Source organism: Gimesia sp. (genome assembly GCF_048260065.1).
Classification (GTDB): Bacteria; Planctomycetota; Planctomycetia; order Planctomycetales; family Planctomycetaceae; genus Gimesia.
Genome location: NZ_JBLXHC010000002.1, coordinates 295,304 through 307,389, shown reverse-complemented (window position 1 = coordinate 307,389; position 12,086 = coordinate 295,304). Strand labels below are relative to the sequence as shown.

9 protein-coding genes are annotated in these 12,086 nt (G+C 51.1%); 4 read left to right on the top strand and 5 right to left on the bottom strand.

Annotated elements, in window-relative coordinates:
- Positions 1-160: 160 nt before the first annotated feature.
- The 5 genes from murG to ACN0YN_RS04275 all read right to left on the bottom strand — a co-directional run bounded on the left by murG (position 161) and on the right by ACN0YN_RS04275 (position 7,444).
- Positions 161-1,318 carry an undecaprenyldiphospho-muramoylpentapeptide beta-N-acetylglucosaminyltransferase gene (gene murG / locus ACN0YN_RS04295; RefSeq protein ID WP_417383753.1) on the bottom strand — a complete coding sequence of 386 codons (1,158 nt, stop codon included), beginning with the start codon at positions 1,316-1,318 and terminating at the stop codon, positions 161-163.
- An 86-nt stretch (positions 1,319-1,404) separates the two neighbouring features.
- Positions 1,405-2,865 carry a putative lipid II flippase FtsW gene (ftsW, locus tag ACN0YN_RS04290; protein WP_417383752.1) on the bottom strand — a complete coding sequence of 487 codons (1,461 nt, stop codon included), beginning with the start codon at positions 2,863-2,865 and terminating at the stop codon, positions 1,405-1,407.
- A 221-nt stretch (positions 2,866-3,086) separates the two neighbouring features.
- Positions 3,087-4,193 (bottom strand): phospho-N-acetylmuramoyl-pentapeptide-transferase, encoded by a 1,107-nt coding sequence (mraY, locus tag ACN0YN_RS04285; protein ID WP_417383751.1) that lies wholly within the window; start codon positions 4,191-4,193, stop codon positions 3,087-3,089.
- Positions 4,194-4,472: 279 nt separating this feature from the next.
- Positions 4,473-5,885, bottom strand: a complete 1,413-nt coding sequence (locus ACN0YN_RS04280; protein ID WP_417383750.1) for a UDP-N-acetylmuramoyl-tripeptide--D-alanyl-D-alanine ligase — start codon at positions 5,883-5,885, stop codon at positions 4,473-4,475.
- A gap of 56 nt (positions 5,886-5,941) precedes the next feature.
- Positions 5,942-7,444 (bottom strand): UDP-N-acetylmuramoyl-L-alanyl-D-glutamate--2,6-diaminopimelate ligase, encoded by a 1,503-nt coding sequence (locus ACN0YN_RS04275; protein ID WP_417383749.1) that lies wholly within the window; start codon positions 7,442-7,444, stop codon positions 5,942-5,944.
- A 742-nt stretch (positions 7,445-8,186) separates the two neighbouring features.
- Between ACN0YN_RS04275 and ACN0YN_RS04270 the strand changes: the two genes are divergently transcribed.
- The 4 genes from ACN0YN_RS04270 (at position 8,187) to ACN0YN_RS04255 (ending at position 11,756) form a co-directional block, all read left to right on the top strand.
- On the top strand, positions 8,187-9,239 hold the full coding sequence (locus ACN0YN_RS04270; RefSeq protein WP_417383748.1) for a DUF1559 domain-containing protein: 1,053 nt from the start codon (positions 8,187-8,189) through the stop codon (positions 9,237-9,239).
- Positions 9,240-9,394: 155 nt separating this feature from the next.
- The gene (locus ACN0YN_RS04265) at positions 9,395-9,829 is read left to right on the top strand and encodes a hypothetical protein (RefSeq protein WP_417383747.1); all 435 of its coding nucleotides are present in this window, start codon (positions 9,395-9,397) and stop codon (positions 9,827-9,829) included.
- Between the two features lie 110 nt (positions 9,830-9,939).
- Positions 9,940-11,268: a PhoPQ-activated pathogenicity-related family protein gene (locus ACN0YN_RS04260; RefSeq protein WP_417383746.1), complete on the top strand. Its 1,329-nt coding sequence runs from the start codon at positions 9,940-9,942 to the stop codon at positions 11,266-11,268.
- Between the two features lie 173 nt (positions 11,269-11,441).
- Positions 11,442-11,756: a hypothetical protein gene (locus ACN0YN_RS04255; protein ID WP_417383745.1), complete on the top strand. Its 315-nt coding sequence runs from the start codon at positions 11,442-11,444 to the stop codon at positions 11,754-11,756.
- The last annotated feature ends 330 nt before the right edge of the window (positions 11,757-12,086 follow it).

Below are 12,086 nucleotides of genomic sequence, written 5' to 3'. Positions count from 1 at the left end.
AAAGGTAACAAATCAACCCTGATTCGTGAATCATCAGACTTTGAGGTTTCGTTAAAACCAGAAAAAGCAGCCGGAAAAAAGGCACATTCCCATCATCTGCACCATCAAACGGCCCTTTGACGAAATCGAAGTGTATTCACATGAACACATTTATTTAAATTTAGCGGGAAATCAAAGCCAGCACTTCATCGGCAACACGACAGGCCGCATCAGGAACCGCCAGTGAGTTCATATTCGCCGCCATTTGAATGCGTTCCCCTTCATTAGACAGCAATTTCCAAACGTTTTCCTGCAGCAGACTTGTCGTCTGCTCCGGATCCGAGCACTGTTCGACAATCACAGCAGCACCATGCTGATCAAAATAGCGGGCATTCAGCAACTGATGATCATTCACCGACCCCGGATAGGGAATTAATATCGTCGGGCACCTGGCACAGGCCAGCTCGGCGAGTGTGGTGGCGCCCGCACGGGAAATCACAAGACGGGCACACGCGTACCATTCTGAAAGTTCCTCGAAGAAGGGTTGAACCGTGACTTTCAAATCAGGAACGCTATTCACGAGCCCCGCGTATGCCTTTTCGACTCGTGCAAAATCCCTTTCCCCGGTCTGATGTACGATCCGAATTGCTTGCGGAAGCGGGGCCGGTAACCCTTTCAGCATCTCGATCACAGCAGAATTCACCGAGACCGCTCCCTGGCTGCCTCCCAGTACCAGAATCACGAATTCGTCATCAGCGCCACGGGAAGTGAACTCCGTCTCTGATTCAGCAAGTCGCCTGATCTCTGTCCGCACGGGATTGCCGGTCATCACAACGCGAGGCTTCTGGCCGGCATCGATCCGGTTACTGTTCCAGATCGTATCGGGAAAGGAACTGCAGATCAGGTCGGCCCGTCCCAGGAGAAAGTGATTCGCTTTTCCGCAGACAATATTCTGTTCCAGCAGCACAACAGGCAACTTTAAGCGGGACGCTTCCAGGATGACAGGTACACTCGCCATGCCTCCCAGACCAATCACCAGTGCCGGCTTTGTCTCTTTTAAAAATGCGCGTCCCTTCCGATAGGCCTGGAAATGATTCACAAAAAAACGGAACGGGTTACGAAACATCGCTTTCATGGGAGTAGTTGGCAGATCGATATGCTGGTACCCGGATCGCGCGATGATCTGCTTTTCAACGGATCGATTGGTCCCCACAAAACTGATCTGGCAGTTTCCCCGTGAAGCCAGTTCCGCAGCGACAGCCAGACCGGGAAGTAAATGGCCACCCGTGCCACCACCTGCAAAAACAATCGATTTGCCGTCGAGAATCGAAGGGGACATTATTAAATGGAACTACCTGCCGAGAGGGAAAGACTCAAACTGCCGTGCGACTTACCAGCATAGAAACATTTCTTCCCAATTGACAGCTAAGGCTTCTCTTCTGATTCGAGATCCTCTTCATCTTCATACTCTTCATCCTCGCACTCTTCATCCTCGCACTCTTCATCTTCGTACTCTTCATCTTCGTACTCTTCATCCTCGCACTCTTCATCCTCGCACTCTTCATCTTCGCACTCTTCATCCTCGCACTCTTCATCTTCGCACTCTTCATCTTCGCACTCTTCATCTTCGCACTCTTCATCTTCGCACTCTTCATCTTCGCACTCTTCGGAAGAATCCACCTCGAACGGTGTCTTTTCCTCAGCCAGGGCGACCGACTCGCTCACGAGTGGAGCCTCATCCTCGTCCAGTTCAGGATCGATCACGAGATCCTGATCGGTTTCAGAACGTGTCAGGCTGATGATAATTCCCAGCGAAAGCAGGCTCACCATCAGGTTCGTACCCCCATAACTGATCAAGGGATGCGAAATCCCCTTCGGAGGCACCATGGCAGTGACCACGGCCACATTCAGAATGGCCTGGAGTACGAGCTGCATCAGCAACGTCAGACTGACCACATAAGAAAACGAATTCTGTTTCTGCGACCGAATGATGTTCAAACCTGCCAGAAACAGGCCCAGCCATAAACCAACGATCGCGAGCGTGCCAATCAGCCCCAGTTCTTCACCGGCGACGGAAAACACAAAGTCGGTATTCGCTTCGGGTAGAAAGCTTAATTTTTGTGCCCCTTTGCCCAGTCCCGATCCGGAAACGCCTCCGGTTCCTAAAGCCATCAGAGACTGTTTCAACTGGTACGGAGCCGATTCCCAGTTGGTCCAGGTATCCAGAAAGCCGCTGATGCGCTTCAACTGATACGGACGCAAAGCGACCAGCATCCCCACAGCCGGCAAGGCACAGAGCAGACCGACGATGAAGTTTCGCAGCGGCCATCCCCCCAGAAAGAGGGCAATCATGACGCCTCCTGCCAGGAACAGCGTCGTCCCCAGATCGGGTTGCTTAATCACCAGGGGGATAATAATTCCCAGCGGAATCAAAAGCGGCACCGTTCCCTTGAACCAGTGTTTCACCGAACTGCGACGCTGCACCATCAGTCGCACTGTCAGCAGCGGGAGCGCAATTTTTGCCAGCTCCGAAGGCTGCAGGGAAACAGAACCGAACCGCAACCAGCGCTGAGCACCATTCACCCGCGTTCCGATTCCCGGCACCAGCACCAGAATCAGCAGCACCACCGTTCCCCAGAAGAGCAGGGGCGCACGGTCATACCAGAACCGGGCCGGAAGGTAGGAAGCACACGAGGCAACGCAGGTCGCAATCGCCAGAAAGATCAGGTGCTTTGATAAATACACCTGTTCGAATTCCGTCGGCCAGGAGGTGATGCTGGCACTGTGTACCATCAACACGCCGATCCCCAGCAGCGCGCAGGCCATCGAAATAAACAGGCTGCGATCGTGCTCCGGCTGAGAATCGATTGGCAAGGAGGACTTCATCGATAAACTCTCATTGATAATGAAGAAAACATATCAATGAAATCGACTTCGAAAACAATCCGCCCTCAACGGTAAGCCCTATGGGATATCACGATTTAGAAACATTCAGCGCTGATACGAACCAGCTGACAAAACCGTGCTAACAGGCCTTTTCCCAGTTCTGCCAGATCAGCTGATCAATAGAAACGACACGACCGGAAACCCAGCCGTAACCCGGAAACTCAGGTCGCAATCTTCAGACTGGAAATCGCAATGATCGCCAGCAAGGCAGAACAGATCCAGAAGCGGACCACGATTTTCATCTCATGCTGGCCTTTGAACAGATAGTGATTGTGCAGCGGACTGCAGGCCAGCACGCGCACGCCGGTCCGTCGATACCAGAAAACCTGAATGATCACACTCAATGTTTCCACCACAAACACCCCGCCGGCAATCACCAGTAACGCTTCCTGGCGGATGACCAGCGCGGAAAATCCCAATAGCGCCCCCAGAGGCAACGACCCCGTATCCCCCATAAAGACCTGGGCCGGATAACAGTTGAACCACAGGAAACCCAGCACTGCGCCAACCGTGGCTCCCAGTAGAATACTCAACTCACCCGCCCCCGGGATGAAGGGGACCTGCAGATATTCCGCCATCACTTTATGCCCCGCCAGATAGGTCAGGCCGGCGAAAGCAGAACCCGCAAACACCATACAGCCACTGGCCAGACCGTCCAGGCCGTCCGTCAGGTTCACCGCATTCGAACTGCCCGTCATCACAAACATCGACCATGGAATGAAAAACAGACCCAGGTAACAGACCATGCGGGTCACAGGCATAATCAGATCCAGACCAGCAGACACACGCGTATGATCGAAGTACAAAACGGTCCCGATGACCGCCGAAAAGATCAGCTGCACCATCAGTTTCTGTCGAGGCCTTAAACCGTTCCGGGTCGTACTGAGTTTGATCCAGTCATCGTAGGCCCCCAGCAGCGCAAAGCCGGCAGCTGTCAGCAGCCCCAACTGGACGTAGCGATTCGAAAGATCTGCCCATAGAAGTCCGGAGATCAGAATGGAACCGACAATGAAGATGCCTCCCATCGTAGGAGTCGCATTCTTGGAAGCATGAATCTCGTTCAACTTCTCGGAATCACTGTCGACCCGTTCGCGAAAGCGTTTCTCCAGCCAGCGGATTGCCAGCGGTCCCAGCAGAATCGCAATCAGGAAGGAGGACAGACTGGCGAGAGCCATCCGCGCGGTCAGAAACACGCGAGAGTCCCCCGTCGAAAGCACTTCGAGTTGCTCCAGAAGAGGAGAAAATGTCTTCACCAGCCAGATGATCATGAAGTAATTTACTCGCCACTAACAATCTGAACCAGATCAGTTTTTCTGTTTCGCCTCATAATCAGAGAGGCGGTCGTTAATTTCGTTCCGTCACAATAGGACAATATAAAAAGACTCCGGACGCCGAGACCCCAATCCCGACGTCCGGAAATGATTTCACCATAATACAGCAGTGGAGTGATCGACCCAAGTAATCACAATTTCCGTCGCTGATTTGTCCGCCGAAGCGGACGCGCTCTGGATTCCCGCAAACCCGAAGCATATGGTGAAATCACAAGTTTAGACACACGATATTTTCGTCGCTCCTGTTGTTTCCTGTTCTGAAACAATCTGCTGAAGATGCTGCAGCAAACGCTCCATCCGCATCCCGCGAGATCCTTTCACTAGCACAACGTCTCCCGGTTCAAGATGTTCCACAACATCCTGGGCCAGCAGTTCCACATCAGCAGCAGTTATTATTTCAGTTGGAGGCATTCCTGCAGACCGGGCACCCTGCGCCACGGACTCAGCCTGCTTTCCACAGGCAAACAGTAGATCAATGCCAGATTCGGCAACCAGCGTTCCGATTTCCCGATGATAGCGTTCACTTTCCGGCCCCAGTTCCAGCATATCGCCGATCACCAGGATACGTTTGCCGGTACCGGTATAGTCGCGTAACACCTGGCACGCTGCCCGCATGGAATCGGGACTGGCGTTATAGGTATCATCAATCACAGTCCAGTTACCAATCTGCATCCGATGACAGCGTCCCGGAACCGTCGCATAGTTTCGCAGACTCTCTGCCACATCCTGTTCCGAGCCCCCCAGTTCCCGGGCCACCGCAATCGCCGCCAGAGCAGCATTGATGAAGTGTCGTCCCACGACCGGCAACTGATACTGCTGATCATTCACCCGGAACGAGATGCCTTGCTGATCCTGTGTAATCGCGACCGCCTGCAAATCATTGTCAGCTCCCAGACCGACCCGCACCGTCCGGGCAGTGGTTCGAGAAGCCAGATAGTCGGCAAACGGGTCATCGCCACACAGCACAGCCAACCCTGATGCCGGCAGATGTTCGAACAGAGCCCCTTTGGTTTCAGCGGTCTGCTGCAGCGTCCCAAAATGTTCCAGATGCGAATGGCCGATGCCGGTAATCACGCCGATCTGAGGCTGGACAATCTCAGCCAGTGTTCCAATTTCTCCCGCATGCGATGCCGCCAGCTCCAGCACCGCAAACTGATGAGAGGCTTCGATCTTCGCAATACTTAAAGGCACGCCGAATTCGTTATTGAAGTTCGCAGGGCTCTGAATCCCGTTCAGGCAGGACGACAACGCGGTATAAATCATCGAGCGTGTGGTCGTTTTGCCCACACTGCCAGTGACGCCGATCACCTGCGCGGTCTGCTGCTCCCGATACCAGCGGGCAAACTGCAGCAACGCGTGATTGACATCTTCGACTTCCAGCAGGAGCTGAGAGCCAGGATCGGAGATTTTCCCCCGTTTCACCACACAGGCAACAGCACCACGCGCCAGCGCCTGGTTGACAAACTCATGCCCGTCCAACCGTTGCCCCTGAATGGCAAAGAACAGATCGTTCTCCTGTGTCGTACGCGAATCAATGGAAATCCCTGCAACCTCAGCCAGTTCCTGAAGCGGGTTGGTAGCCCCTCTCCGAATCACCTGGCTGATTGTGTTGATTGAGATACGATCCATTGGCCTGTTTTGTTTTTCTAAATACTCGGGAAAAGAATTGACTGCCGCCGTGTCAGTTATGCAGGCACCTTGTGTGAATTTTCGATACGTTTTTTCCGAAAGTAATTTTCGACCACCTGCTGATCACTGAAGGGAATAATCTGATCGCCGATAATCTGTTCGTTTTCATGTCCTTTACCGGCGATGAGAACCAGGTCTCCCGCACTGGCTTCTGACAGAGCATGATGAATGGCTTCCCGTCGATCAATAATCTGCTCAGGGGAAACACCTTTCATTCGACACCCTTCGGCAATCGCATTGATAATCTGTTCGGGGTCTTCACTGCGGGGATTGTCACTGGTGATGATCACCCGATCCGCTTCACTTCCCGCCAGTCCCAGCAGCCTGCGTTTTGCAGTATCCCGATCTCCGCCAGCACCGAACACACAAAAAACACGCCCGGAGCAAAGCTGTTTCGCGGAACGAATCACATGGCTCAAGGCGTCATCTGTGTGAGCATAATCAATCAGTACGGTAAACGATTGACCGCAGGCCACGCGTTCCATCCTGCCGGGTACAGCTGCCAGTTTTTCAATTCCCGCAGCGATCTCGGCTAATGAGAGCCCCAGACTGAGACAGGCGGCGGCAGCAGCCAGACAGTTGGAAATATTATGTGTTCCGATCAGTGAAGTTCGTACCGGGACGGAATCCCCGTTAAACTGAATTTCGAACTTCGCTCCCGCCGTTGATTCCTGCAGATTTTGAGCGACCACATCTGCCTGACCTTCTACAGAATACGTCAATAGTCTCTGTGATGACTTCACCTGGGATGCAAATGAACGGCAAGTGGGATCATCCCAGTTCAGAACCACCGTCCCTTCCGGCTTAACATGTTGAATCAGACGGACTTTACAGGCAGCATAGTTTCCAAAGTTCTGATGGTAATCGAAATGATCCTGCGTGACATTGGTGATGATTCCCACCGCAAGCGCGGTACCTTCCAGACGACTCTGGTCCAGCGCGTGGCTCGAAACTTCCATCACCGCATGCGTGGTTTTTCTGCAAACCATTTCCGCCAGCAATTGTGAGAGCTCATTCGCATCAGGCGTGGTCAATGAAGCAGGCCGGGATGAGACACCGTCGTGGTACTCAACCGTACCCGAAAGCCCCGTTCTCCTGCCTGAGTTCTGCAGGATAGAGCGTACCAGCCAGCTGACAGTCGTTTTTCCATTGGTTCCGGTTACCCCGACCGTTTCCAGACGTCGTGCAGGTCGTCCCGCAAGTTCAGAACAGAGCAGGGCATAGACCTTACGCACATCGGGGACAATACACTGGGGCACCTGCAGACCGGTTAAGGGACGTTCCGTCAGAACTGCTTTCGCACCTTTTTGAATCGCTTCAGGAACATACTTTTCAGCACATTCCCTGGTGCTGCTTACGACGGCAAACAGATCTCCCGGCTGACAGCAGCGACTGTCGGACTGGATCGAAGTCACAAAAACATCGGCACAATCAACAAAGCTTGCGGAGGGAATCAGCGAGCGGATGCTGACCGCAATTGTCCCAGGCGACAAGCTCATTAATGAAGATGACATGGATGTGAGGTAAGAACCATGCATTCCAGGAAAACCATTTGGTTAAAGAATCGATGGAAGGAAACTTCTTTGACGTGATCGTGTGGTGAATAAATCCGGGTCGCCCGAACGGGCAAAGGTATGTGAACTGGATCTGTTCAGAATGTGACTGGTCTTAAAGTGAGGAGCATTCTCGTAATTCTCTGATTCAGGTCAACCCTGGAAATTCAAAAAACAGTCCCCCGCACACTGGCTTGTAAATATTACACAAACAACACATCGCAGGTCGCTTCGGCACGACTTTCAATGCAGCATTTTGCTCCACTTGAAAGTGGACCAGGATCCCCGGGGCAGGAAATCCAAATGGCCTCCGGATACCTCACACACCAAAACAAGCCCCCTCGCACACCGAAACCAGCCAAAATTTCAATTCCTTTTTGCCAGAAATTAAAATTGGTATTTTCACCTATTTAATAGATAATGCTATGGATTCTGAAATTTTGCCTCGGTATCCTGAAAGAATACTCAGCCGTTACCTGTTCATTTCCCTAAACGACCTGAGTGGAGGAAACCTGCAGCCTGAACAGGCTGACCGTTTTTTTAAGCTACAAAACAGCAAATTCTTGCTCACGACTTCTGAACTTCGATTACAAGGAGTTTTTATTCTACCTGTCAGCTAGAGAAGTATTCTTACTCAATTTATTCCCTTCACAGACAACTTATTCCGATGTGCCAAAGGAGAGAGAAGATGAAACTGAAATCGCGCCTCAAAACAGGCTTCACTCTGATCGAACTACTTGTTGTCATCGCCATCATCGCCATATTAATCGCCCTGCTGCTTCCCGCAGTACAACAGGCCAGAGAAGCCGCACGCCGCTCTACCTGCAAGAATAACCTGAAGCAAATCGGACTGGCATTCCACAACTACCATGACACGTACTCGCGATTTCCCATGCCTGCGATACTCGCTGTAAATGGATCGACGGGAGCGATCATGACCTCAAACAGCTGGGGACTGGCCATCCTCCCCTACGTCGATCAGGCCAACACTTACAACTTATACAATTTTAATTCCAACTGCTGGACTGCAACCAATACAGCCGCGACTCAAACATTCATCCCCAGCTATATTTGCCCCTCTTCACCAGGCGGTGGCAATCGGATCAATGTTTCCATTCCAGCCGGGGGTACAGACTTCAATCCCGTCCAGGCGCTGAACTTAACTAACGCAGGTCCGATTGACTATGTTAGCACTACCGTCGTCCAGGATGAGTTTCTGGCAGCAGTAGGCTTATCAGGCAGTGACCGGAATGGATGGGCAGAAGGTATTATCGCCGTTGCAGGCGCCCCTAGCGCAACCCAGGGAGGATCGGGAGGTAAACTAAGAGATATGACCGACGGTGCTTCCAACACCATCTTAACAGGCGAACTGGCAAACCGGAATAACTTGATTCGTAAAGGGGTTCAAGTGGCTTCCTCAGACCCCGAAGCACAGTTTCAGGCAGCGTTTGGTGGAGGTGCCTGGGCTGATCCACTCAACGGGACATGGCAATTAACTGGCAGACTCTTTGATGGTACATCTGACCGGGGCCCCTGCGCAATCAACTGTTCTAATGCCCGTTCCGAGTCATCACACAGCGATCCCAATCGTTATGCTGCCGGTCTGTACTCCTACCACGTCGGGGGTGCACATATTTTACTGGCAGATGGTTCGGTCCGATTTCTCAGCGAGAACCTTTCGGGAATCATATTCGCTTCGCTCGTAAGCCGCGCCAGCGGAGAAACGATCGGAGAATTCTAAGCCTCTCTTAAGTTCTCATTTACACATGTGAAGGATGACACATCTAGAACCGTCATCTATTGTCCTCGCCCTGTGAATTCAGACACAACCCTTTATTCCGGGGCGAGGTCCTTCAATGGCATACCACTAGTTGCAAAAAGGACGTAGCTCATAAAATGATTGGGACGAAATCAGTAAATAATCTTCTTTCACTCTGTATCATATTTACTATTTTCGGATGCGGCGATTCTGCCCCCCAAGGGGGCCCCAGGGCAAAAACAGTTCCCTTAACAGGAAGAGTATTAGTTGATGGAAAACCGGAAGAAGGCGTTACGGTCTCCTGCCATCCCATTAATGGAGGAGTAGATAACCGCGTCCTCTCGGGAGCAACCGATGCTTCCGGCAAAGTTTTTATCAGCACCTATGTCTCGGGGGATGGTGTTCCCCCGGGAGAATATACTCTTACGTTCAAATGGTTGAAAAAAGGCCCTGGGTCAGAAAAAGATCTGTTGAAAGGCCGTTATACCAACCCAGAGAAATCAGAACACAAGGTGACCGCAACGGAAGGACAAGCTGCAGACCTGAACGAAATCAATTTAAAAACGAAATAACGTCGATCACTTTTAAACCATCTCCACGAGCAGCTTCCCATAAACCTGTTTTACGAAGCTGCCCTGAATGAACATCCCATTCTCGCCCATCTGAAAAATGGAATAATGATATGCGTCTCAAATCTTTGCTTCTCTTGCTGGCCCTTACTGTTTCTGTGACGTCACATGCTGCAGAAAACTCAAATATCCCAACCAGGCCGGAAGCAGCCAGCCAGATCCCAGACGCATTCTTTAAGTACATCGAACGAGAGGAACCAGCTTATAAATGGGAAATCCACGATTCGTTCTCGCACGAAGGTGTCACTGCCTATCCGGTGGAACTGACATCTCAGACCTGGCAGGGGATCACCTGGAAACACTGGCTCTACATATTTGAACCAGACAACCTGCAGATCAACAGTAAAGTGCTGCTGTTCGTCACGGGAGGCAGCAATGGAGGCCAGCCCAATCAAAAACGCTTAAAGCCTGCTTTCCTGCTGGCCAAAACCACGGGTGCCCGAGTCGCATTACTCACACAGGTCCCCAACCAGCCTTTGTTCGACGGAAAAAAAGAGGACGACCTGATTACAGAAACCTGGCTGCGCTATCTGAAAACGGGAGATGAAAACTGGCCGCTTCTATTCCCGATGGCGAAAAGCGCGGTCAAAGCCATGGACGCGATCCAGGAAATTGCCTTGGAAAAACGGAGCCAGATTATCGATGGCTTTGTCATCACTGGTGCTTCAAAACGAGGCTGGACCAGTTGGCTGACTCCTGTTGTGGACAAGCGCATTATCGCTACCGCACCCATTGTGATTGATACCCTGAATTTTCGGGACCAGATGAAACATCAGATCAACACGTGGGGAAAATACAGCGTACAGATTATTGATTACACCAGCAAAGGACTGATTGTGGAAGGCGAGGAAACGGAGCGGGAAAAACGACTGCGCCTGATGATGGATCCTTACACTTACCGCCAGCAGCTCAAACTTCCCAAGCTTCTGATCAATGGCACCAATGACCCTTACTGGGTCGTCGATGCCATGCGTTTTTACTGGTCAGATCTGGTAGGTCCAAAATATATCCTCCAGGTTCCCAATGCCGGCCATGACCTGGGTGGAGGAGTGGAATATGCACTACAGACACTGGCGGCTTTCTTCATTCATGCGGCCACCGGCAAAGAACTACCCAAGCTGGATTGGGACAATTCAAAAGATTATGAACTGAAGCTGACCAGCTCCAGCAAACCAGCTCAGGTACGATTATGGACGGCACTATCAGATGATAAAGACTTCCGAGATTCAAAATGGACAGCCACCGATGTTCCGGCTAACGAAAGTGTGTATTTAGCAAAAATAAACAAACCAGAGAAAGGGCATATCGCTTATTACCTGGAAGCCATCTACACAATAAATAATATCCCCTATTCCCTCTGCACTATCACCACGTCAAAATGACGCAGCCCTTTTACTGCAGCGGTACTAATCCTTTTTAACAAATATCCAAAGAAGTTTTGTTTTTCATCTATAAGTTTCTTTTTTGAGTGGTAAGATAGGCCCTAGCAGGACAAGCCCGCCTCGACATTGTAAGGATGGACCGAATCTTATCTGGTGGTGAAAGGAACAACCACATGAAAAACAAAGCTCTCGCCCACGAAACTAACCGAATTCCCGCCAAAACCGCTGCTCGATCTGCCATTATGCAGTTCAATGCCGCCCATTCTCTGGAATGTGAAATTCAGCATGCATTGACTGAAGATGCAGATGTTTGCCTGAATTCTCTGGTGGTCCATCGCACAAAAAATGGGGTCTGCCTCAAAGGCGTCCTGGAATTTGACGGTGAATGCCCGGATATCACAAAACGCATCCAGGCTCTGACTGGTATTGAAGAAGTCATCAATCACCTGCTCATTAAACGTCGAATGCCTCTTCCTAAAAAAGGGTAAGAGAAACTAAGCGTTTGTCTGCTGCCTGACAAAAGTATTACAGGTTCTGTCTGGTACTGCGCTTGAAGCATTGTGATCCCCCCGTTTCCAATCTGCTTTCAATGAGATTTTGAAAAAAAATAAAAAACTCGACTGTGCGCCGATTTCGACTTCTGATAACTTTCGCGAATCAACCTCGCGATTCGAGGCGTCCTAATCCCTGAATCACATCCTCCATCATGATCACCTGTTTCGACGCCTGGTCCAAACCAAAAAGATTCACTTAAACACCGGACTGATGCAGTATTTTTTCAGGACGAAAATAGCAACAGACCCCGGCACTTATTGAAG

Bases quoted from the DNA above. Each gene is read 5' to 3' on its own strand.
- murG (WP_417383753.1), bottom strand. From the start codon at position 1,318: ATGTCCCCTTCGATTCTCGACGGCAAATCGATTGTTTTTGCAGGTGGT.
- ftsW (WP_417383752.1), bottom strand. From the start codon at position 2,865: ATGAAGTCCTCCTTGCCAATCGATTCTCAGCCGGAGCACGATCGCAGC.
- mraY (WP_417383751.1), bottom strand. From the start codon at position 4,193: ATGATCATCTGGCTGGTGAAGACATTTTCTCCTCTTCTGGAGCAACTC.
- ACN0YN_RS04280 (WP_417383750.1), bottom strand. From the start codon at position 5,885: ATGGATCGTATCTCAATCAACACAATCAGCCAGGTGATTCGGAGAGGG.
- ACN0YN_RS04275 (WP_417383749.1), bottom strand. From the start codon at position 7,444: ATGAGCTTGTCGCCTGGGACAATTGCGGTCAGCATCCGCTCGCTGATT.
- ACN0YN_RS04270 (WP_417383748.1), top strand. From the start codon at position 8,187: ATGAAACTGAAATCGCGCCTCAAAACAGGCTTCACTCTGATCGAACTA.
- ACN0YN_RS04265 (WP_417383747.1), top strand. From the start codon at position 9,395: ATGATTGGGACGAAATCAGTAAATAATCTTCTTTCACTCTGTATCATA.
- ACN0YN_RS04260 (WP_417383746.1), top strand. From the start codon at position 9,940: ATGCGTCTCAAATCTTTGCTTCTCTTGCTGGCCCTTACTGTTTCTGTG.
- ACN0YN_RS04255 (WP_417383745.1), top strand. From the start codon at position 11,442: ATGAAAAACAAAGCTCTCGCCCACGAAACTAACCGAATTCCCGCCAAA.